Annotated in this window: 23 protein-coding genes and 1 pseudogene; 13 read left to right on the top strand and 11 right to left on the bottom strand. The window is 61.7% G+C overall.

Annotated elements, in window-relative coordinates; translation table 11 throughout:
• Positions 1–92 precede the first annotated feature (92 nt).
• Positions 93–351: pseudogene (locus AC56DV_RS00160) on the bottom strand (hypothetical protein); the annotation flags it as partial.
• A gap of 22 nt (positions 352–373) precedes the next feature.
• On the opposite strand from AC56DV_RS00160, the gene AC56DV_RS00155 reads away from it, so the two are divergent.
• Positions 374–757: a restriction endonuclease gene (locus tag AC56DV_RS00155; RefSeq protein ID WP_496312309.1), complete on the top strand. Its 384-nt coding sequence runs from the start codon at positions 374–376 to the stop codon at positions 755–757.
• A gap of 569 nt (positions 758–1,326) precedes the next feature.
• Here the strand turns inward: AC56DV_RS00155 and AC56DV_RS00150 are convergent.
• The 6 genes from AC56DV_RS00150 to AC56DV_RS00125 all read right to left on the bottom strand — a co-directional run bounded on the left by AC56DV_RS00150 (position 1,327) and on the right by AC56DV_RS00125 (position 8,861).
• Positions 1,327–2,376 carry a DMT family transporter gene (locus AC56DV_RS00150; RefSeq protein WP_496312295.1) on the bottom strand — a complete coding sequence of 350 codons (1,050 nt, stop codon included), beginning with the start codon at positions 2,374–2,376 and terminating at the stop codon, positions 1,327–1,329.
• Positions 2,377–2,439: 63 nt separating this feature from the next.
• Entirely contained in the window at positions 2,440–2,814 is a 375-nt protein-coding gene (locus tag AC56DV_RS00145; protein ID WP_496312294.1) for a hypothetical protein, read from the bottom strand.
• Positions 2,815–2,874: 60 nt separating this feature from the next.
• Positions 2,875–5,970, bottom strand: coding sequence for an efflux RND transporter permease subunit (locus tag AC56DV_RS00140; protein WP_496312293.1), 3,096 nt, complete (start codon positions 5,968–5,970; stop codon positions 2,875–2,877).
• A 6-nt stretch (positions 5,971–5,976) separates the two neighbouring features.
• The gene (locus AC56DV_RS00135) at positions 5,977–7,092 is read right to left on the bottom strand and encodes an efflux RND transporter periplasmic adaptor subunit (RefSeq protein WP_496312292.1); all 1,116 of its coding nucleotides are present in this window, start codon (positions 7,090–7,092) and stop codon (positions 5,977–5,979) included.
• Positions 7,093–7,641 (bottom strand): hypothetical protein, encoded by a 549-nt coding sequence (locus tag AC56DV_RS00130; RefSeq protein WP_496312291.1) that lies wholly within the window; start codon positions 7,639–7,641, stop codon positions 7,093–7,095. It lies immediately after the preceding gene.
• Entirely contained in the window at positions 7,638–8,861 is a 1,224-nt protein-coding gene (locus tag AC56DV_RS00125) for a TolC family protein (RefSeq protein ID WP_496312290.1), read from the bottom strand. Before AC56DV_RS00125 ends, AC56DV_RS00130 begins: the two co-directional genes overlap by 4 nt.
• 255 nt (positions 8,862–9,116) lie before the next feature.
• Between AC56DV_RS00125 and AC56DV_RS00120 the strand changes: the two genes are divergently transcribed.
• The 5 genes from AC56DV_RS00120 (at position 9,117) to AC56DV_RS00100 (ending at position 11,505) form a co-directional block, all read left to right on the top strand.
• Entirely contained in the window at positions 9,117–9,278 is a 162-nt protein-coding gene (locus tag AC56DV_RS00120) for a hypothetical protein (RefSeq protein ID WP_496312289.1), read from the top strand.
• 270 nt (positions 9,279–9,548) lie between these two features.
• On the top strand, positions 9,549–9,782 hold the full coding sequence (locus AC56DV_RS00115; RefSeq protein ID WP_496312288.1) for a hypothetical protein: 234 nt from the start codon (positions 9,549–9,551) through the stop codon (positions 9,780–9,782).
• A 69-nt stretch (positions 9,783–9,851) separates the two neighbouring features.
• The gene (locus tag AC56DV_RS00110; protein WP_496312287.1) at positions 9,852–10,130 is read left to right on the top strand and encodes a hypothetical protein; all 279 of its coding nucleotides are present in this window, start codon (positions 9,852–9,854) and stop codon (positions 10,128–10,130) included.
• A gap of 214 nt (positions 10,131–10,344) precedes the next feature.
• The gene (locus tag AC56DV_RS00105) at positions 10,345–10,893 is read left to right on the top strand and encodes a YodC family protein (protein ID WP_496312286.1); all 549 of its coding nucleotides are present in this window, start codon (positions 10,345–10,347) and stop codon (positions 10,891–10,893) included.
• Positions 10,894–11,283: 390 nt separating this feature from the next.
• Complete coding sequence (locus tag AC56DV_RS00100; protein WP_496312285.1) at positions 11,284–11,505, top strand: hypothetical protein; 222 nt, start codon at positions 11,284–11,286, stop codon at positions 11,503–11,505.
• 74 nt (positions 11,506–11,579) lie between these two features.
• Here AC56DV_RS00100 and AC56DV_RS00095 read toward each other — a convergent pair whose 3' ends face one another.
• Positions 11,580–12,743, bottom strand: coding sequence for an RNA-guided endonuclease InsQ/TnpB family protein (locus tag AC56DV_RS00095; RefSeq protein WP_496312284.1), 1,164 nt, complete (start codon positions 12,741–12,743; stop codon positions 11,580–11,582).
• 56 nt (positions 12,744–12,799) lie between these two features.
• Between AC56DV_RS00095 and AC56DV_RS00090 the strand changes: the two genes are divergently transcribed.
• The 3 genes from AC56DV_RS00090 (at position 12,800) to AC56DV_RS00080 (ending at position 14,924) form a co-directional block, all read left to right on the top strand.
• Complete coding sequence (locus tag AC56DV_RS00090) at positions 12,800–13,267, top strand: endonuclease (RefSeq protein ID WP_496312283.1); 468 nt, start codon at positions 12,800–12,802, stop codon at positions 13,265–13,267.
• Positions 13,268–13,876: 609 nt separating this feature from the next.
• Positions 13,877–14,125, top strand: coding sequence for a hypothetical protein (locus AC56DV_RS00085; protein ID WP_496312282.1), 249 nt, complete (start codon positions 13,877–13,879; stop codon positions 14,123–14,125).
• Between the two features lie 298 nt (positions 14,126–14,423).
• Positions 14,424–14,924, top strand: coding sequence for a hypothetical protein (locus AC56DV_RS00080; RefSeq protein ID WP_496312281.1), 501 nt, complete (start codon positions 14,424–14,426; stop codon positions 14,922–14,924).
• Here the strand turns inward: AC56DV_RS00080 and AC56DV_RS00075 are convergent.
• Positions 14,910–15,140 carry a hypothetical protein gene (locus AC56DV_RS00075; protein ID WP_496312280.1) on the bottom strand — a complete coding sequence of 77 codons (231 nt, stop codon included), beginning with the start codon at positions 15,138–15,140 and terminating at the stop codon, positions 14,910–14,912. The two genes, AC56DV_RS00080 and AC56DV_RS00075, sit on opposite strands and share 15 nt — an antisense overlap.
• A gap of 149 nt (positions 15,141–15,289) precedes the next feature.
• Entirely contained in the window at positions 15,290–15,517 is a 228-nt protein-coding gene (locus AC56DV_RS00070; RefSeq protein ID WP_496312279.1) for a hypothetical protein, read from the bottom strand.
• A 59-nt stretch (positions 15,518–15,576) separates the two neighbouring features.
• On the opposite strand from AC56DV_RS00070, the gene AC56DV_RS00065 reads away from it, so the two are divergent.
• The gene (locus AC56DV_RS00065; protein WP_496312278.1) at positions 15,577–15,921 is read left to right on the top strand and encodes a hypothetical protein; all 345 of its coding nucleotides are present in this window, start codon (positions 15,577–15,579) and stop codon (positions 15,919–15,921) included.
• Between the two features lie 370 nt (positions 15,922–16,291).
• Positions 16,292–16,780, top strand: a complete 489-nt coding sequence (locus AC56DV_RS00060; RefSeq protein ID WP_496312277.1) for a hypothetical protein — start codon at positions 16,292–16,294, stop codon at positions 16,778–16,780.
• Between the two features lie 216 nt (positions 16,781–16,996).
• Here the strand turns inward: AC56DV_RS00060 and AC56DV_RS00055 are convergent, their stop codons facing one another.
• Entirely contained in the window at positions 16,997–17,287 is a 291-nt protein-coding gene (locus AC56DV_RS00055; protein WP_496312276.1) for an H-NS histone family protein, read from the bottom strand.
• 226 nt (positions 17,288–17,513) lie between these two features.
• Here AC56DV_RS00055 and AC56DV_RS00050 point away from each other — a divergent pair, with 226 nt between their 5' ends.
• Entirely contained in the window at positions 17,514–17,882 is a 369-nt protein-coding gene (locus tag AC56DV_RS00050; RefSeq protein WP_496312275.1) for a hypothetical protein, read from the top strand.
• 608 nt (positions 17,883–18,490) lie between these two features.
• Entirely contained in the window at positions 18,491–19,567 is a 1,077-nt protein-coding gene (locus AC56DV_RS00045) for a RelA/SpoT domain-containing protein (RefSeq protein WP_496312274.1), read from the top strand.
• Positions 19,568–19,726: the final 159 nt, after the last annotated feature.

The following is a 19,726-nucleotide window of genomic DNA, read 5'->3' as shown; positions in this document are numbered from 1 at the left end:
TCTCGGAGGATAGTGTCAAGTTAAATTATCGACAATAACTTGCATAATACGCCGGTGCCTGTTTGTAGAACGACAGTGCAAGCCATTGCGTACTAGTGGAAATCTCGACTACGAGTGTTTAACTCACCAAGGCCATGCGTCAGGTCGACCCGGCGCTTTGCCACAAGGTGGCTAACACCGTCCTGGGCTACCACTGTCCGTAAACTGCAAGCAAACGCGCGCCCATCACCTCGCGGCGTAGCTGTTCAACGGCGAGGGCCAGATGATCACGCTAACGTTGCCTGTCTCGTCGTCCAATGCGATGAACACCGTCCCATTGGCCGTGGCCGGCCTCTGACGCAGCGACACCAAAACTACTGGCAGCCTGGCTTGACTGCGCAAGCTCGCCTCACTGGTGTTCGAGGAGGTGGTTCTGTCCGCGCTGGAGGACGCTGGCCTGTTGGTGTTGCGCGGCACGCGCTACAGCGGCGACGGCGGGCTCGATGGCGCCGTTTGGCTGCCCGGGCGAGGTTGGCATGCCGTGCAAGCCAAGCGCTACCGGCGCCATGTATGCCTGGCGCACGTGTGTGCGTTTGGCGACTTCGTTGCCAGAGGAGAATACGACGGCGGGCTGTTCGTGCACACCGGGCGTAGCGGGGCGGCGTTGTATCCGCAGATGGATGGCGCGAGGATCGGGCTGCTGAGCGGAGACAGGTTGCTGCGGCTGATCAGGGAGAGGAATATCGATGACAGATCGTGCGGAATGAGGGCGCTATAGCATGTCGCTCTGAGGCCTCCGGGGCTGCCTCATTGGCATCCGAAGCGAGTTCATGCATGAAGAGTGTTGGCCGAGATTCGTGTAAAAATTCCAAATCCTAATGTAACTAATTGATTTTATTGGGAAGTCGATTCCTCTTCTTGTGCCGTGCCCCACAGCCTTTACGCTCGAATTTGAGAATTTTTCAAACTTGACGTGGTACGAGACATCCGCCACACCTGAATGGCGTAGCGCGGATGATGCGAATCGCTTGGTATCACAGCTGCGGGACCGAGATCCAGCGCGCAGTTCACAATAGCGGCGATCATGGCCACCTGTGCGAACAATCGGTCAAACTCTTCACTGGCTAGGATGTGCATGTTTGTAATCAGGCACCCGCATTCCTTCCGGCGGATCCACCGCAACCTAGTCTGCTCCGCAGCCTGATAGGGGCAAATTTATTGGTGCGGAAGATATTGTCGCCCTGCCGTAAAGGTCCGCTGCATTAGGGACAGCAAATCCGCATTAATTAAAGTTAAATTGCTGCCTGGTTCGACGCCGCTGTTCTTGCGACGATCAAAAATGGATGGCTAGTGCGGATGGCGATGGTGGATATCTGGCGTGTGCGGATGCGCATGCGTTATCGGTGCGTGCCGGTGCGCGTGTGCATGCGGCTCCTGCCCGTCCCAATCGAAGTCGTGTTCATGCTGATGGTGCTTGTCATGGGCGTGCGCGTGCGCGTGTTCAAGCGGCTCATGGGTGTGCTCGTGTTCGTGATGCTCGGTGAGGTGCAGCCAGATGCCCGCCGCCATCAGCGCCCCGGCAACCCAGAATGCTGCCGTGGGAGCTTCCTTCAGGAGTACCAGGGACAGCGCGGCACCGACGAACGGCGCAGCCGAAAAGTAAGCGCCGGTGCGGGCCGTGCCAAGGTGGCGCAGTGCGAGGACGAACATCACCAAGCTTACTCCGTAACCGCAAACGCCGACGAGGCCAGCGGCAAGTGCCGCCCCGGCCGTCGGCATCGCTTGGCCGGTGGCGAGGGCAAGGGCAAGATTCACGCTGCCCGCGACCAGGCCTTTAACCGCCGCGATCTGCACCGCATCACTGGCGGATACCTTGCGGGTGAGATTGTTGTCGATTGCCCAGCACAGGCATGCGGCAGCGATGGCCACCGCGCCCCAAGGAATGGACAACTCGGTACCGCCTTGCCAGCTCAGCACGACCCCTCCGGCAACGATCAGAACCATACCGGCGAAGATGCGGCGATCAAAATTCTCCTTGAAGACGAACCAGGCTAGCATTGCCGTCAGCACGCCTTCCAGATTCAAGAGCAGCGAGGCCGACGACGCGGGTGTGCGTGTCAAGCCCGTCATCAGCAGTACTGGGCCGGCAATGCCGCCGAACAGGACCGCGCCCAGTAGCCACGGCAGGTCGGCGCGTACGATGCCCGCGCCAGTGCGCTTGCCCTTTAACCGGATGGTGCGCACTGCAAGCCAGGCGGAAAGGCCCAAGCCGCTGCCGAGATAGAGCACCCCCGCCAAGGTCAGCGGCGGCATGATTCCCAGCAGCAGCTTGGAGATGGGCGTGCTGGCACCGAATGTGGCTGCTGCCAGCAGTGCGTAAAGGACGCCCTGGTGCATGATGACTCCCCCTATATGGCACGCACCGGCAGCAAGATACCGCCGGCGGCGCGTTACGCCGAGTTACTTGATTGCGAAGCGGACGCTGGTCGTGCTCTTATCGGGGAACACGATCGCCGCCACCACCTTGTTGCCAGCTTCCAGTTTCACGCCATCCTTCGCTACCAGCATGTTGGCACCGCCAGACGTTAGCGCCACTTCCGTTTTTTCCGTCCCTTTGAGCACGGTCAGCGTGCCGCTGCCGCCGGTCATCGGCAGGTCTTTGCCGTGATCGTCCACGTAGATCGTGGTTTTGCCATCCTTGTTGACCAGCTCGAACGACAGGTCGCCGGCGCTCTTGACGATGCCACCATGCTTGGCGTGGCTTTCGTGCGCCAGCGCCGGGGTGGAACCTGCTACCGCCAGCGCCATGGCCAGCACAGTCATGATTTTCTTCATACTTTTCTCCATTGATGGATGTGGCGGCAATCAGGGCCGCCGCCACGTAAGCCCCAAAGTCTAATAGCTATCGCCACCCTCGCGGGCCAGCAGGCGCTCCAGCGGAGCCCGGCCAACCAGCCAGAAAATGAGCGGGGTGAGAAGCGAATCGAGCAGCGTCGAGCTGATCAAGCCACCAAAGATGACGACCGCGACCGGGTGCAGAATTTCTTTGCCCGGTGTGTCCGCCGCCAGCAGCAGCGGCACCAGGGCGAAGGCGGCCACCAGCGCCGTCATCAGGACCGGTGTCAGACGCTCGAGCGAACCACGGACAATCATCGGCCAGCCGAAGGTCTCGCCCTCGAATTTGCACAGATTGACGTAGTGGCTGATCTTGAGGATGCCGTTGCGCGTCGCGATGCCGGCCAGCGTGATGAAGCCCACCATTGAGGCCACCGACAGCGAGACGCCGGCGAACCACATTGCGGCCACGCTGCCAATGAGCGCGAAGGGAATGTTGCCCATGATGACCAAGGCCAGCACGCCAGAACGGTAGCGCGTGTACAGCACCAGGAAGATCAGCCCCAGCGATGCCATGGACAGTCCGATAATCAGGCGCTGGGCCTGCTCCTGCGCCTGGAACTGGCCCTCGATGCTGACAAAGTAGCCGCCGGGCAGCGCCGTCCTGGCGACGGCCTGCCGCACGTCGCCGATGATGCGCGACATGCTCGAGCCGTCTGTGTTGGCATAAACGACAATGCGGCGGCGGCCGTTCTCGCGGCCGATCTGGTTCGGGCCATCGCTTTCCTCCACGGTGGCGATGCTGGCCAGCGGTATGCGGCCGGCCGGGCTGTCGAGCATCAAACGCTCAAGATCCTGCGGGGATCGGTGCGCATCGCCCAGCCGGACCACCAGGTCAAAACGGCGCGCACCGTCGATGATCTGGGTGACCCGCGTACCCTCCGACATCGCCTCGATGGCGGCCAGCACTTGCCCGGCAGCCAAGCCAACTTGGGCTGCCTTCCGGTAGTCGACCCTTACCTTGATTTGCGGGATCAGCACTTGGCGTTCGACGGACAGGTCCACCAGGCCCGGCACGCCGGCCAACTGCGCCCGCAGCGAGTCGGCCAGGCCGCGCAGCGTGTCGATGTCGTCGCCGTAGATCTTCAAGGCGATCTGCGCGCGCACGCCGGACAGCAGGTGATCGAGCCGGTGCGAAATGGGTTGGCCGATGGCCACCGAAGCGGGGATGGCCGCCAGTTGGCCGCGAATGCTGGCCATAATCTCTTCCCGCGTGCGCTCGGACGGTTTCAGGTCGACATCGATTTCGGACGAATGGACACCCTCCGCATGCTCGTCCAGCTCGGCGCGGCCAGTGCGGCGGCCTACCTTGATCACTTCCGGTACCGACTTGATCAGGGTCTCGGCCAGCGCCCCCATGCGGTTGGCCTCGGCCAGCGACGTGCCCGGCGTAAAGGTCATGCCCATGACGAGTGAGCCTTCATTGAACGCCGGCAGAAACGCGCGCGGGAAGAACGGCACCGAGGCCGCCGCCGCCAAAACGGCAATCAGGGCGATGGCCAGCACAGCGCGGATGCGCCCGAACGACCAGTCCAGCAGTTTGCTGTCCCAAGCCTTCAGGCGCCGCACCAGCGGGCTGTCGCCATGCTGCAGGGTCTTCATCTTCGGTAGCAGATATATCGCCAGCACGGGGGTGACCGTCATCGACACCAGCATGGACGCCAGAATGGAGGCGATGTAGGCGATACCCAGCGGTGCAAACAGCCGGCCCTCGATGCCGGGCAACGCAAACAAGGGAACGAACACCAGCACCACAATCACCGTCGCGTAGACGATACCCGAGCGCACCTCCACCGATGCGCGCCAGATGGTCTCCAGCACCGACATGTCGTCGCTGCGCTGCTTGAGGCGGCGGACGATGTTCTCGACGTCGACCACGGCGTCGTCGACCAGCTCGCCGATGGCGATCGCCAGGCCGCCCAGCGTCATCACGTTGATGGACTGCCCAAGCAGATGAAACGCCAGGGCGGTCACGCCCAGCGACAGCGGGACGGCGACCAGCGAGATGGCGGTGGTCCGGGCGCTGAGCAGGAAGGCGAACAGGACCACGGCAACCAGGATCGCGCCGTCGCGCAGCGCCTCGACCACATTGCCGATGGAGGACTCAATAAAATCCGCCTGACGGAACAGCACGACCGGTGCCGCAAGGCCGGCCGGCAAGCCCTGTTTCAGCTCGCTCAAGGCGGTCTCGATGTCGTGGGTCAGGCGCACTGTATCGCCCGTGGGCTGCTTTTGCACGCTGACAATGACGGCCGGTTTGCCGTTCATGCCGGCGTCGCCGCGCTTGAACGCAGGAGCGTAGCGGACGTTGGCGATTTGCTCCAGCAAGACCGGGGCGCCATTGCGGAATGTCACGGCCAGGCCCTTGATGTCGTCCAGGCGATTCGTGCGGCCAAGATTGCGGATCAGGTATTCCCGGTTGTTCAGGTCGATGAAGCCGCCGCTGGTATTGCCGGCGAATCCTTGCAGGGCGCCCGTCAACTGGGCCAGCGTCACGCCAAACTGCGCCATGCGTGCTGTGTCCGGCTCCACGCGCAGCTGCCGGACGTCGCCGCCGATGGGAATGACCTGCGACACACCGGGAATCGACAGCAGCCGGGGCCGCAGCACGAAGTCCGCGTACTCCCGGGCCTTCATCGGATCGGTCTTCTGCAGGTCGATGGGCACAGCGATCAGCATGATTTCGCCCATGATCGACGACACCGGCCCCATCACCGGCGCCAGCTGGCCGGGAAGCTGTTCCTTCACCAGCGCGAGTCGCTCGGCCACGAGCTGGCGATTGCGGTAGACGTCGGTGCCCCAGTCGAACTCGGCATAGACGATGGACAGTCCGACGCCCGACACGGAACGCACCCGGGTCACGCCGGGCATACCGTTCAGCGTGGTCTCGATAGGGAAGGAGACGATCTGCTCGACCTCCTCGGGCGCCATGCCACCGGCCTCGGTCAGCACCGTCACCACGGGCTTGTTCAGGTCAGGGAAGACGTCGACCGGGGTACGCGATGCGGTTACCGCGCCGTAGAGCATCAGCATCAATGCCGCAGCCAGCACCAGCAGGCGGTTGTTCAGGCTAAAACGTACAATCGTGTTGAACATGGCGGCCTATCGGATCTGGTTGATCAGCGACGTGCCCGACACCACAACCCGGTTTTCAGGGCTGAGTCCTTTCGTGACAACAACCGTGCGCGCGTCGAGCGATTTCGCTTCGACCGGCAGTGCGATGAAGCGCATGGCCCCGGATTTGATCCATACCACGGCCTCGTTTGCCGGGTTGCGCGCCAGCGCCTGGGCGGGGAGTGCGATGCCCTTCATCGACGTGCGCAGTTTTACCAGGACCGTCACGGGCTGTCCGACCGCCAGCGGCAAGGCCTTGCCTTGCGCACGGAAGCTGATCGGCACGGCCCCTTCGCGCAGGCTGTGGGCGCCGCCGAGAAGGCTCAGGCGCGCCTCGGGTGCCGCAGGCAGCGTGGCGCTTTCGATACGGCCTGCCAGCGTCACATCCGTCGACAACGCCTCTACCAGCAGGCGAGCGGGATCGACTATGTCGAACAGCACGTCGCGCGAGTCGACAATCTGCCCGGCGAGCACGTGCGCGGATGCGACGATGCCATCGGCCGGGGCAACAAGTACCTCGCTGCCGCGCACCGATGCCCCGATCGCCTTTTCGCGCCCGGCAATGCTCGCCAGTTCGGCCTTCGCCGCTTCAATCTCCCTGGCAGGCACCGTGCCCTCCAGCGACTCGAGCCGGACGACTTTGCGCTCTGCGAGCGCACGCATGGCGCGCAAGTCGGCCAGGGTTGCCTCCTGGTTGCCACGCTCGACCGAGCTGGCCACCGGCCGCAGCCGGGCCAGCACCTGGCCTTTGCGCACCGCCTGGCCGGCCACCGGCAATCCATTCGGGCCAGGTTCTACCCGACCCTGGAAAGGCGCTTGCACGCGGCCGCCAGCATTGGGGTCGATGGTGACCCGGCCGTTGAGCTCGGCGGTCAACGGATGCGTTGCCTCTTGCACTTTCAGGGTGCGGATTTCCATGCGGCGCTGGGCCAGTTTAGGCACGTTGACACTGCCGTCCGGCAGACGGGCCAGGCCATGCCCTGTTGCCGTGGCTTGGCCGTCGAGATGTTCGCCGTTCGGGCCATGGGCGCCGGGTGATGCCAACGTGGGGAAGTTCGTGCAGAGGGCTGCAGTGGCGGCGAAGCTGATAATTGTTGCTCTCATTTAGTTTCCCTCATGCGGTTGGCGGCGGCGCGCGCGCGCCCGAATGGCGGCGGGCAAAGCCACGGCCGGGATCAACAAGAGCCACCACCATCGCTGGCCGGAGCCATGTTCCGTGTGCGCGGCGGCCGGTACTTCCAGCGTCCCCTCCAGCAAGTCGCTATCGCCGCCAGCCACGAAGGTAAACAGCAGGGCGTGCTTGCCCGGCATCGCCAGCGCGTTGAGCATCTTTTCATCGTCGATGGCGTAGTCGCCGATGTCGGCATGGAACTTGGCCTGTGCCTTTAAGCCCTTGTATTGCACTTCCAGCTTGCCATTGAGTACTGGCTCGTTGGTGTCGTAGCGGTCGATCAGGACCGACAGTTCGCCTCCGGACAGGTGGCCCACCAGTTCGAACAGTTCGCTGAATGTTTCGACGCGCGGGACACTGCTTGCCGCCGAGCTGGAGGCCGGGCCGTCCAGGTGCTCGCCGTTGGGGCCATGGGCGCCGGGGGACGCCAGCGCAGGCAGCGCCAGCGCCAGGAGGATCAGAATAGCTGAAATTTGTTTCATGGAAGAACTCCTAATGCTTGGTTCAGTTGGGCGTGGGCCAGTCCCAGCGCAATTTCCTGCTGCCGTACGGCGACCTCGGCCTCGTGGGTCAATGTTCGCGAGCGCAGCAGTTCGGCCAGGCCACGTTCGCCCTGGTTAAAAGCTTTCTCGAACAGCGCGCTGTGTTGTCGCATGACAGTGACCCGCTCCAGTGCCGCCCGCAGTGCTGCAGCCGATTCCACCAGTTGTGCGCGTGCCTGTTCCACGTCCAGGTCCAAGGCTGCCCGGGCTTCGCCAAACTCGGCGGCGGCCGTTGCCAGCTGCGTTGCGGCCAGCGTTTCGGCGGGCCGATTGCGAATCTTGCCGCCAAGCGGGATATGCACGGCGATCCCGATGCTGCGGTCGGCGCCTATCAGGGCCGAATCGCGCTCACGACGCATGGACAGTGAGACTGTAGGCGACCCCAAGACGCCGGCCGCTGCCAGCGCCACTGCTGCCCGGGCGCGTTGCTCTGCCGCCTCTGCCGCCTGAAGGCGGCCATGTACCGCTTGCTCCGAACTTAACGACTCAAGCGCCATCGGCGGCAGCTCGGCCAGGCCGGTCAGGAGCCGGAAGCGGTTGAGCGCCTCGCGCGCACGGCTGCGGGCCGTGGCGACCTCGCTCTGCGCGGCGAACACTTCCTGCTCTGCCAGCAGGCCATCGCTGCGCGCCAGGTCGCCGGCAGCGACCCGGCGGCTTACCGCATCCTTCAACGCATCCAAATGATGGAGGTGCCCCTCTTTTTCGGCGAGCAGTTCGCTTGCGGCGGCTGCCTCCCACAAGCGTAAGCGCACGGCACCAGCAACTTCCAGCCGCGCTCGGTGCAGCTGGGCCGCGACTTCGTCGGCGCTACGCGCGGCAAATTGGCGCCGGGCGGACTGTTGATTGGGCAGCAAGATGGGGGCGGCGATGGAGATCTCGGTTTCGCGCTGGGCGCGATGGTCGGTCCAGCGGTCGGAGCGTTCTGACAAGCCCAGCGTGGGTGCTGCGGCCAGCCAGGATTGCGCCACGGTCCGCCCGGCGGCAGCTTCATCCTGGCGAGCTTCCAGGGTCTTGACCAGCACGGAGCGCTGCCAAGCCCGGGCGACGGCATCATGCAGGGTCAAGCCGGAAGCAGAAATGGCGGGCTCCGCAGCAGCGACGAGCAAGGGGAATGATAGTACGGCGCCGGCAATCAATGCCGGCAAGCGCAAGGTGCGCATAGGATCTCCTTCGGTGAGTTAATTCTTCACCGAGGGATGCGCACACCAGCGACGAAACATCGAAACTGTATCGTCAAGACGTGCGAAATCTCCCCCGGCGGTTCAGCCGAGGGGCAATGCGGGAGGTCTATGAGGGCAGTCCAGAAGCGGATCAGGAACGTACGAGGTGACGTCAACGGCGATGGTGCTCACCAACTGGTCCGGCGCACCAGGCATGACAGGCAGGACCATATGCACCGGTTGCGGGGATGCTGGATGGTCGAGCAAGTGCTGAACGGACTCGTCCGAATCGTCGTATTGGATCGAGCCGTCGTCATCGTGGTGATGCTGGACGTGTTCGTCGTGCTCGATCTCATGCATGATCGAAGTGCGATCTCCAGCCAGCAGCGTTCCCCAATGCATGGCAAAGCCATGTAGCGGCAGGCACATCAGAAGGCAGATACACAAGATTCGTCGCACGAAAATTCCTCAAAGTGGACGAATTATAGCAGCACCAGTTCGTGCTCCAACATCGCTACGCGGCGATATGATTCACAAACGCAAGGTACTCGTCAGGCGTCATGAGTACCTTGCCCCCGGGTTTCTACAGCGCTAGGAAGGCGTCACGTAGAAAACCGGCATGCTGGCTCCGCAAATTGAACGCGTCTGGTAACCAGGCTGCAGGTGCCTTATCGGCGCGAGCCGAGCGTGACGCTGCTCCTGGCATCGTATCAAGCGTGGCGCAAGGAGCTGGCGCTGAAGGTGAACTACTCGGCGCGCATCTTGTTTCAGGAGCTGCGGCAGCAAGGATGCCGCGGCAGTTACGACACCGTGAAACTGGCGGTGTGGCCCTTGCGCAGCGTCCCGTGCACCATGCGGCAACACTTCTCGAAAACCCTCAGACTTAGCAGTCCGAATGAACTGAACCGCGCGAGCTGTTGATAGCGCTCTCTGGCACGGAGGCATGGGGAGCAGGACGGCATAATCGCGGGCAGCCTGGCCTACCTGCGCATGGTCGCTCCGCTGGTGTTCGACGACGTGGTGACGGCGGCCCTGGAGGACGCGGGCCTGCTGGTGCTGCGCGCACGCGCTATAGCAGCGGCTGGATTGATGGTGCCGTTTGGCTGCCAGGGCGGGCCTGGCACGCGGTACAGGCCAAGCACTACTGACCCCTTCGTGCGCCATGACAGTGGTGCGTCGCGCTTCGGCGAACATGGTCTGATCCTTGGCAAGGAAGTCGCGGTCCGCCATGTTGTCGCGGCAATTTGTGTCGCGCGCGTGGAGAGTTGAGCAACTGCACGTTCGCGTTGTTGACATGCGCGATCGCGAACTGGGCGCGCCTTGCCGCTGGCCACCACGCGTAACGTGGCGCAACAACGCGGCCAGCGGCGTAAAATAATGACGAGCGCAGCATCCGGCGATCGCAGCCGGCGGGGCGCTGGCATGGCGGGCCGTGCCAATAGTGCATCTGGCCGATACCAATTGATACTTCGACGAGTACTCTATGCTGAACTTGATAGACGAGGAACGAGCGTTCTTGCGCAGCCTTGGGGCGTTGACGCTCGATTCGGACGGCGAAGAGACTCTCGCCGGCCTGACCTCGGCTGAATCGCACTTCCTTGTCAACTGCAAACCGTGCTCCCGCGATGCCGGACAAATGGCTGAATGGCTGTTGTACGATCAGATCTTGCGTCTGCATTTGCGCGCCCGGCTTGACGCCCTGAATAAGGCAACCGGCTATCTGGGCGGCGGCGGCATCATCGGCTATCGTGAGGGGGACGTGGTGCGGCTCAAATGCGGCGGCCCGGACCTCGACGTGATTGGGCTCATCGACGCGTATCCGTTCAAGGATGGACCCGAGCCCGGCATATTTTGCCTATGGGAGCAGTCCGGCTACCGCTATGCACAGGTCTACCCCCTGTACGCGGTTGAATCGGTCTTCCCGGCATCGCGCTCCGCCTGGGCGGACGCCTTCCCCGGCAAACAAGGAGCCGGCCCGGTCGTTCGTCCCGGTCACATGCCGGGGTACGTGCCGCATCAGCGGGGCTGGTGATCCCTTCCGGCAGCCGGTAAAGGTACGCCAGGTCGGATCGAGGCGCCGCCCCGCGCGCCAAGTCCCGTATCCGGTTCACGATGCCATCGCACAGCGTCACCTGCCGCGCTGTCGCTGGAGCAAGTCAACCGGCCATGTTGCAACGGCACAAAATCGCTCGCATGATCGCGCCGGACGCTGCGTTGCGCGGACGCCACGATGCGAAGGGCTGACGCCGCTCGCTGCTATGCCGGCCCGCGCTGCCTGAGAGCGGCGGCGGCTCGAATCGCCCAAGCCACCGCGTCGCTGTGACAATCGGTGAGAATTGAAAATTATTAAAAAGCTACCATGGTGGGCACGCGGCGAATTTCAGCGGCACGACCGTCGCATCATTCACCGGAGGAGGCGCAGATGGGCAAGAAAGAGCTTTGGCAGCGGGCGGCACAGCGTTGGAACGACCGGCAGGGGCTGCGCGGCACCGAACCGCCCGAACGGGTGCAGAAGCGGCTGGAGCACCTGGCCGAGGTGGCCACCAAGGCGACCGTCGAGGCGCGCTTGCCGGCTTCCGGTACCGTCTTGCCGCTGGTGAGCAAGATCGGCCTGGAGCGGGTGTTGACATCCTCCCCGCCCTAAAGGACGGGGATTCCTACGGCGCCGCGCGCTGATCTGCGGGTCGCTTCGGTGGGTTCCTGTTTCATCGAGCGGCGTTACCGCGCCGACTCTCCACAGGCTAAGACGCGATGTCCTCGCGCTAAAACATTGATCGCGCCGACTACATCGGCGTGATTTTCGTAGCCACAATCGACGCACAGGAATGACGCCTGAGTCTGCCGATTGTCTTTCGAGCCGTGACCGCAGCACGGGCAAGTCTGACTGGTATGATGCGGCGGCACGGCCAGCAACACGCCGCCGCACCACGCCACCTTGTCGTCGAGCTGCCGCCGGAACTCGCCCCATCCCTGATCGAGAATGGCGCGGTTCAGACCGCTTTTCCGGCTGACCTTCTTGCCCGGCTGTTCGATCGTGCCCTTGCAAGACTTGGACATATTCCGTACCTGCAAATCCTCAATACATACGAGCGCGTGGTTTTTGCTGATCGTCGTTGTGGTTTTATGCAGGAAGTCTTTTCGAGCGTTGGCGATGCCGGTATGAATCTTCTGGATGCGGGCTTTCGCCTTTTTCCAGTTGCTGCTGAATTTGAGCTTGCAGCTCATGCGGCGCTGGTAGCGTGCCAGGCGCTGTTGATGTTTCTTGAAACTGTTGAGCGGGGCGACGAAGTCGCCGTCGCTCATTGTGGCGAACCGAGCGATACCGACATCGATGCCGATGGCCGTCGCCGCCGTGGGCAGCGGCTGTTCGACTTCGCGTTGCGCCTGAATCGACGCGAACCACTTTCCACCTGACTGGCTGACGGTGACGTTGCGGACCTCGCCCAGTACGTCACGACTGTTGCGGTAGCGCAGCCAGCCGAGCTTAGGCAAAAAGATGCGGTCGTTGGCCTGGTCGAGCTTGATCTGCTTCGGATCAGGGTAGCGGAAGCTGTCGCCGCTGCCTTTGCGCTTGAAGCAGGGGAAGTCGGCCCGTTTCTCGAAAAAATTCTTGTACGCCTTTTCCAAGTTCTTCAAGGCCTGTTGCAATGGGTGGCAAGGCGCGCCTTTCAGCCACGGCGTTTCCGCACCATTGCGCCACGCGGAAAAGTGCTTCGCTATGGCGACGTATCCGATGAACTTGTTTCCAGCTTCGTGATTTTCTTTTTGCATCGCCAACGCCTTGTTATAGACGAACCGGCACGATCCGGCGAAGCGGCGCATATCGCGCGCCTGCTCGCCGTCGGGCATCAGTTCGTACTTGTAGGCTTGTCGACGTTGCATGCTTCGATTCCAGTTTGGTCTATGAGCAATGACAACGGCATTCGCCACGGAAGCCCTTGCGCGACAGCGTGGGCCTGGGCCTGGAGTTCGCGGTGGCCGAAGAGGCGCTTCTGGAGGCTGCTCTGCCGTACAACTGCGAGCACGTGGTGCCGCAATCCTGGTTCGGCAAGCGCGAACCGATGCGGGGCGATCTGCATCATCTGTTCGCGTGCGAGAGCGGCTGCAATAGCTTCAGGGGAAATATTCCGTATTTTGATTTCCCCGAGTTCGAGGAAGTCGTGCGCAGCGATTGCGGCAAGCGCGAGGCGGGACGTTTCGAGCCCGGCGCGGGGAAAGGGGTGGCGGCGCGCGCCACGCTGTACTTCCTGCTGCGCTATCCTGGCCAGATCAACGCCACCGCCGCCGAGTACACGGCCGACCGGATCGACACCTTGCTCGCCTGGCACGAGCAGTTCCCGCCAACGGAGTATGAGCGGCGCCGCAATCTGGCCTCGAGGAGCGGCAGGGCAACCGCAACCCGCTGATCGATTTCCCCGAATGGGCGCAACGGATCGACTTCACGTTGGGATTGGGTTAGTGCCGCACAGGGCCGCCGGCACAGGCTGGGGCGGCATGGCAAGGCGGCGTTGCCGAGACCGACTAAGGATACCGTTCCGCGTGAAGAGCATGCATGCCGATGCATGCACGGTTTTACGGTGCACGGTGCGTCCCGGCCGCCTTGAAATAGCCGCAGCCTGATGCAATGATGAAGACGCTTATTGTGGGAATCGTTCCCGCACTGCTCCCGGCGCGCGCCATCGCGGTGCCTGTCCGGGACCTTGGTTGACCAAGGCGTTGCGGTCGTCACCCGTCTTCATCTTGCCGGTATCGCTGCCGGCATGGTTCCGCGCTGCCAGCGCGGGATCGTCTTTGTGTTGCCAATAGGTTGGCGTCGGTACCCTGTACCAGCGCCGCTGGAAGCGTCACTTCGCGCTTCCTTAGGTTGAGGCCCTGATTCGTCAGAATCACGGGCCTTTTTTCTGCCCGTTCGCGCGGGCCGACCCAGTGGCGCCGTTGCGGCGTGCACGGCGGGGACACGCTTCCCGCCCATGGGAATGGCTGTCTCCGCTTTCATGTAGAAAAGGAGAGGCACCATGTTCCACATTGATGAAAAGGGGCGTCCAGCGCGCCCCGTCTGCGCGTTGCTGGACGGCGTGCGCGTCGACCCGCCGCGCGCAAGGAAGCCAATTCCACTATCCAGCGCCGTCGCGCTGGACCGTTGGCGCGTACGCGGCGACGCGTTCGTTGCCAGCAAAGCGGTCCTGCTGACCGCGCCCGCGCCTGGCAGCTTGGGGGCACTGATCGGGCGGCTGCTGTCATGTTCCTGGGGGATGTTGCCATGAGTTCGGTCGTGTACGGCGGATGCGTCGAGCCGGAGGGCTACGAGTTGGAGGACGTATCGTATGAAGACGTCTGTCCGGCGTGCGACCAGCCCGGCGCGCGCTACCGTCGCTGGGAAACGGCCGACGGTGCTATCAACCAGCACTGGGAGGTCAGCTGTCGCGCTTGTGGTCATGAGGACGGCGACAAGTTCCGGGGCCAGCCGTAGACGCGTCTATGCCGCCCTGGCAAGCGGCAGTGCGGTTGGCGCCGCCGTGGAAGCGAGGAGGATGAAGTGTGTGTTGAACCGGCGGGGCATCGATGTCCCGCGAGGGCCTGGTGCCGCGCCATATTTTGATGGAGGTCACCATGAGCAAGGAATGGGAGGATCGCCCCGGGCGCAGTGTGCGCCGCGTGGGCCGCGAGGAAGAGCGGGTGTGGGCGGAGTTTTACCGGCGTGCCGGTGATCCTGCCGTTGCGGCCGAACTCATCGCGCATATGGACGAGGATGAGCAGGCCAGGCGCCAGCATTCCGGCCTGTACCTGCGCTGCCGGCAGGCGCTGCGGCGGGAAAAAGAACGGCGCCAGCGGGCGCAGGCGGCAGGCAGGGCGGTGCGCAAGCTGGCGTGGGCCTTGTTTGGCAAGCCGCTCGTCGCGCTCGTGCGCGTAGGACGGTTCTGTTGCGACGCCGGTGCGGCGCTGTTCGGAGTGCGCGACGAACCCGCGGCCGGCCAGCTGCGCAAGCTCGGCAAGCGGGTCGCGCGTGCGGCGCCGGCGGCGCCGGCTGAAGCGAAGGTCCCGGCCGGCTCAGACGCCCGCTAGCTGGTGGCCCTCCAGGCACCCGAGGTAGGCATCGTCGATCAGGCGGTGCAGTTCCCGGGTGGCCCTGGAGGTGCCCCAGTAGTGGCGCTTGCACCGGTTGATGTAGCGGTGCAGCTCGTCCAGGCGCCGGATCGGGCCGGGCGCGAAGCCGGTGATGTGGGTCAGGTAGTCGATTTCGGCCTGGGTCAGGCGGATGTGGGGTCCTAGTCGCAGCATGGGGCTTGGCCGTGGCGTGAGCGGTGGATGGAAATGCGGTGCAGGCGCGCTTGCGCGGGCCCGGTTCGCTGGTAACCATGGTAGGCATGGATTCCGGCGTGTTCAACCGGGTCGCGCGGGGCAACGGCGCTTTTGCCGTGAACAGGTAGTCATGCGAGGAAGGAGGTCATCATGAAACGCATGGAGTGGCAGCCACAGGAGGGCAGGGCGGGCGCGCGGTACGACGCGTTGTGCGCGCCGCTGCTGACGTGGCTGGAGGAGCTGAGGCCGGGCAGGCGGCTGCGGGCGCGGGATGGCACGCCGTTCATCCGCACCAACCGCACCTGCATCTGCTTTTGCAATTTGAACGATGGTTCCTTGTGCTCGGCCAGGGACATTTGCCGCGACTACGGCGGCGTGGCCTGGGACGAGTTGAGGGTAACGGAGGGAGCGCAACATGACAAGTGTGCTTAGAGACAGCGCCGCGCGCTTGCGTGTCCTGCAGGCCGATGCGCAGGAAGGCGAGTCGGTTCCCGGGCTGGCCGAATGGGTCGCGCTGGAACAGTGGCGTGCCACGTGGCGGCCGGACGCCGATCCGGTCGGCGGCATGGAAGAGTTGGGCGCGCTGTTCCGGCGCGCGATGCGGCAGGGGTACGCCGCGTATTGGGTTGGCGCCAGGGCGATGCCGGAACTGTTCGCGTTGGACAGTTCCTTGGCGTCCATGTGGCAGCAAGGCTTCGCCTGCGCACAGACGGATGCGGCGATTGGCGTCGTGTGCAGGCCTGCATCCGGCCTGGCGTGAAGGATCTTGCGAAGGGAGATACGGTACATCGGTTAAACGGGGCGGCGCTGTATGGCTGCCCCACTTTCTTTGTCGGCCGCGTTCACGGCGTCGGACCGCGCCGGCCACTCCTGGGCGCACAGGCGTTGTCGCGCCCCGGGCGTTTAGTACCCATCGTGCGTTGTGAACGCAGAAGTGGACTGGTAGGCTGGCCGAATGCCGTCGCCGCCGCCCTACGGTGCTCTGGCGCCCCGGAAAGCGCTAACGAGGTGAAGTTCGCTGCGGACCGTCGTTTCGCGGGCCACGGCTTGTGATTTGCGCTGTATTAATGTACAGTGCTTTTGCTTTTCGACCAGTCAGTCCCGCTCATGTGCTAAGGAGTTCGTCGCCGATGGTGTTGCATCCCCCTCATTTACAGCCGATTGAAGCGCGTGTGCTATTTGTTCGCGCCAATGGCGTCCTGTATGCATCCAGCGGCAGTGCGGAGATGACGCGCCGGTACGTGTGGGCACCGCTGCTGGAGAGCTTGCTGGAACCGCATCCCGAGGTGTGCCTGGTGTATTTGCGCTCGCAGGACGAGTCTGCGGATATCGCCGGGCTGCGAGCGGGCCTGGGCCGGCTGGGGCAGCGACTGATCGAAGTCGTGGCGGCGGATGACGCGTCGCTGGAAAAGTCGATGCGTGACTGGCGTCGGCATCATCCGGAAGTGGCACACGGTCGGCTGTTGGCTGCGGAGGGGCTGACGGCCGGGACGGAATGTATCGCCTGCGATCCAGAACAGGGGATCCGTTCCGAATCGGCGCAATCGGCGCTGCGCGATTGGCTAATCGGCGATTGCTGTGCGCCTGCTTGGGAAAGTGCGCCCGTGGCTGCAATGTAGTTGCACACGGCGCCAGCGCCGGGTAAGCAGGCGCTGGATACGCATGTATCTTGTCGCTGGGTCCTTGGAAGCAGGGCGTCGCTTTCTGCCTTCTGAAGCCGGCGGTACAAAAGAAATGTGGGCGCATCGATCCGGCGTGTATTGCGGTGCGAACGCCGCCTATCGGAATCGACGGATGCGCAGATAGCATCCGTCCTGGCGTGGGCCGTCGCGAAGTCAGCGCACCAGATACTGATTTTTGTCTTTACCTTCCAGCCACTTCGGTGCACGTCCGCGTCCCGTCCAGGTCTGCCCCGTCGCCCCATCCTTGTATTTGATTTCAACAGGCTTGCGCTCGGCCTTTGGCGGTTTCGCACTTCCGCTGATATCGGCCAGAGTCAATCCGTATTCGCGCATAATGGATTGAATCTGTGTCCGGGCGCCGGCAACCTCGTTGCGGCGAGCCTCTTCAGCCTTGGCCTGAAGTTCTGCGATTTGCTTCTGGTAGTCCTGGTACGTAGTTGACATTGAAGGCCTTTCAGGTGGTTTAGAGTGAGCGATTGTACCTCGTGGAACTGCTGATGCCTTGCTCTGGAGTCCATGCTTAGTCTTGGTCCAGGGCGGGAGGAATTTGCTCAACGTGAGAATATGTGTATTTGTCTACTTGTGCAAGATGATATCCTTTTGATGGCAGGCCGCTCTCGGCTGTAGCGGTCGCTCGAGGCCCGACAACAACGTCTAAGGCGATCTTCTAATGGCATCTCATTTACTCATTACCTCGGTTCCGCCCGGCGAAGCCCCGCTATGGGTGCGGGAGCATTGGGTGGGGCTGATTTTGCCGCTCGCACGGCGGCAGGAGGCACCCGCTTCTCTTCTGACGTCCGGAGTGGTTTCGGGTCCAAAGGGCTTTCTGTCTTGTCTTACTGCGTTCGTAACTGGAAAGCTAGAGCGTCAGTCGGGGTTCGTTGTTGAAACGGGAACGGCCGTTGCTGTACTTGAGCTTAAGCACCCAGAGGCGGCTGCTTGGTGGCGGACCAATGCCTCGCATCTGTTCCGTGGCAAGATGTACTTTGTCTTCCAAGAAGGTACCGGCCGTATCGTCGAAACGCAACGCGATGAATAACCTGGTCGTAATGCCAGTCGCTCTCACGAAATGCAGGCTCACTCAGTGTTGGCGGTACTCGGTCGCCGAGCATGGGGGCGCCAATCCGCTGTCAAGCACAATTGGCAGAGACCGGCCACGAACGGACAGTCGGTCGTGAACATGAATCCTACGGATTCCTACCAGCATTGAAAGCATAGAAAAGTGCCGCATTATGCAAATGATTAATGGGAAAGCTAGCTTTGTTGCACGCGGAATGCTAATTGGCGGATTGCCCTTGCTGATATTCATACTTTTTTTCTTAAAGTTGATGGCTACCCGGGATGCTGGGAACCCTGGAGGCGGGGACGGAATAGGTTTAGCAATAATGTCGGTCCTGGCGTTTGGTATTGCGGTTTTGAGCTTCGCAATTGGCATCGGCTACTTTGGATACATGCTAGCGCGGCATAAACTACGTCCTAGGCCTTGGCACTGGGTGGTGCTCGCCTACTCGTCAATAGAGTTGGCGACGCCATTTATATATTTTTCGCTCACTTGACTGGTAGCCAAGAGCGGACGACCAAATCAAGTATCTTGACGTATTGCTCGCAATTTCAATAAACTAAATTTTCATAAATGAGATTAAAAAAATGTCCTTCCCAGTGCCACAATATTCAAGAAAGGCAGTTCAACGGGCAGGTGATACTTTGATCGCAGCCGATAAGGCTGGCGACAATAGCATTGATTTTGATCAATGGTATCAGGCCTTTCAAATTTTAACAAATTGGCGTGCCTGTCATGGCTATCCAATCAATACGTTTCAAGCAACATTGCGAAGCAAACTTCGAAAAATTGACCCTGAGGCTTTGGTCGCACAGCGACTCAAGCGTTTGCCTTCAATCCTTAATAAGTTGAAACGCATCAAAGGAATGAATCTTGCGCGAATGCAGGACATTGGCGGCCTTCGTGCGGTTGTTTCCACTTTACCGCAACTCCGATTGCTTCACTTTGAGTACAAAAATACTGTCTTCACGCATTCACTTATTTCTGAATATGACTATGTGAACCAACCAAAGAAATCTGGCTATCGCAGTGTTCACTTGATCTACAAGTATAAGCTGAGACAAGATTCTCCATACGACGGGCTGCAAATTGAGCTTCAGTTGCGTACCAGGTTGCAGCATGCTTGGGCAACCGCAGTCGAAACGATGGGAACCTTTCTTCAGCATTCTCTAAAGTCAAGTGAAGGGCCTGACGAATGGCTTAATTTCTTTTCTTTAGTTTCTTCAGCATTTGCTCATTCCGAACGCATGCCTTTAGTTCCTGGTTATGAGCATCTAACAAAGGCAGAGACATATCGAAAAACAAAAGAGGATGCTGAACGCCTAGGAGTAAGAGAAAAGCTGGAGCGATTTAGTAGTGCGGTAAGGGCAATTCCAACGACTGGGAAAAGACGGGCAGCTTATTACCTTGTTGAACTCGAACTTACTGGCGAGGATTCAAATGTCAAGATTACATCGTTCGCACGAGATAAACTAGAAGAGGCCAATACTCAATATAGTCAAGCCGAGCAAACTGCAAATACTTCTGGTAACCAAGTTGTGCTCGTTTCAGCTGGTTCAATTGAGTCTTTAAAACGGGCATATCCCAACTATTTCTTGGATACGCATGAATTTCTGAAGCAGATTGACAAAATATCGCGAAGTAAGCTCTCCTCAAGTGATTGAGATGCATCTTGTATCAAAAGGAGGGGGCAGGCCGCTTTGGGGCCAGGCTGTGTGAAAACCCGAGTTTCCGTGCCGCGAACGGCCGCGCCGTGCAAGTGCCGACTTTCTGCGACGCGCAAGCCGAAGTTAAAAAGGGCTCACGCCCCTAACAACGCCGCT

Source organism: Massilia sp. BGA-UO-ETr-WB1, from assembly GCF_059567845.1.
This window is presented reverse-complemented; position numbering and strand designations above follow the sequence as displayed.

Excerpts from the sequence above, each read along its gene's own strand:
- AC56DV_RS00150 (WP_496312295.1), bottom strand. The coding sequence starts at position 2,376 with ATGCACCAGGGCGTCCTTTACGCACTGCTGGCAGCAGCCACATTCGGT.
- AC56DV_RS00145 (WP_496312294.1), bottom strand. The coding sequence starts at position 2,814 with ATGAAGAAAATCATGACTGTGCTGGCCATGGCGCTGGCGGTAGCAGGT.
- AC56DV_RS00140 (WP_496312293.1), bottom strand. The coding sequence starts at position 5,970 with ATGTTCAACACGATTGTACGTTTTAGCCTGAACAACCGCCTGCTGGTG.
- AC56DV_RS00135 (WP_496312292.1), bottom strand. The coding sequence starts at position 7,092 with ATGAGAGCAACAATTATCAGCTTCGCCGCCACTGCAGCCCTCTGCACG.
- AC56DV_RS00130 (WP_496312291.1), bottom strand. The coding sequence starts at position 7,641 with ATGAAACAAATTTCAGCTATTCTGATCCTCCTGGCGCTGGCGCTGCCT.
- AC56DV_RS00125 (WP_496312290.1), bottom strand. The coding sequence starts at position 8,861 with ATGCGCACCTTGCGCTTGCCGGCATTGATTGCCGGCGCCGTACTATCA.
- AC56DV_RS00120 (WP_496312289.1), top strand. The coding sequence starts at position 9,117 with ATGGTCGAGCAAGTGCTGAACGGACTCGTCCGAATCGTCGTATTGGAT.
- AC56DV_RS00110 (WP_496312287.1), top strand. The coding sequence starts at position 9,852 with ATGGTCGCTCCGCTGGTGTTCGACGACGTGGTGACGGCGGCCCTGGAG.
- AC56DV_RS00105 (WP_496312286.1), top strand. The coding sequence starts at position 10,345 with ATGCTGAACTTGATAGACGAGGAACGAGCGTTCTTGCGCAGCCTTGGG.
- AC56DV_RS00100 (WP_496312285.1), top strand. The coding sequence starts at position 11,284 with ATGGGCAAGAAAGAGCTTTGGCAGCGGGCGGCACAGCGTTGGAACGAC.
- AC56DV_RS00095 (WP_496312284.1), bottom strand. The coding sequence starts at position 12,743 with ATGCAACGTCGACAAGCCTACAAGTACGAACTGATGCCCGACGGCGAG.
- AC56DV_RS00085 (WP_496312282.1), top strand. The coding sequence starts at position 13,877 with ATGTTCCACATTGATGAAAAGGGGCGTCCAGCGCGCCCCGTCTGCGCG.
- AC56DV_RS00080 (WP_496312281.1), top strand. The coding sequence starts at position 14,424 with ATGTCCCGCGAGGGCCTGGTGCCGCGCCATATTTTGATGGAGGTCACC.
- AC56DV_RS00075 (WP_496312280.1), bottom strand. The coding sequence starts at position 15,140 with ATGCTGCGACTAGGACCCCACATCCGCCTGACCCAGGCCGAAATCGAC.
- AC56DV_RS00070 (WP_496312279.1), bottom strand. The coding sequence starts at position 15,517 with ATGTCCCTGGCCGAGCACAAGGAACCATCGTTCAAATTGCAAAAGCAG.
- AC56DV_RS00065 (WP_496312278.1), top strand. The coding sequence starts at position 15,577 with ATGACAAGTGTGCTTAGAGACAGCGCCGCGCGCTTGCGTGTCCTGCAG.
- AC56DV_RS00060 (WP_496312277.1), top strand. The coding sequence starts at position 16,292 with ATGGTGTTGCATCCCCCTCATTTACAGCCGATTGAAGCGCGTGTGCTA.
- AC56DV_RS00055 (WP_496312276.1), bottom strand. The coding sequence starts at position 17,287 with ATGTCAACTACGTACCAGGACTACCAGAAGCAAATCGCAGAACTTCAG.
- AC56DV_RS00050 (WP_496312275.1), top strand. The coding sequence starts at position 17,514 with ATGGCATCTCATTTACTCATTACCTCGGTTCCGCCCGGCGAAGCCCCG.
- AC56DV_RS00045 (WP_496312274.1), top strand. The coding sequence starts at position 18,491 with ATGTCCTTCCCAGTGCCACAATATTCAAGAAAGGCAGTTCAACGGGCA.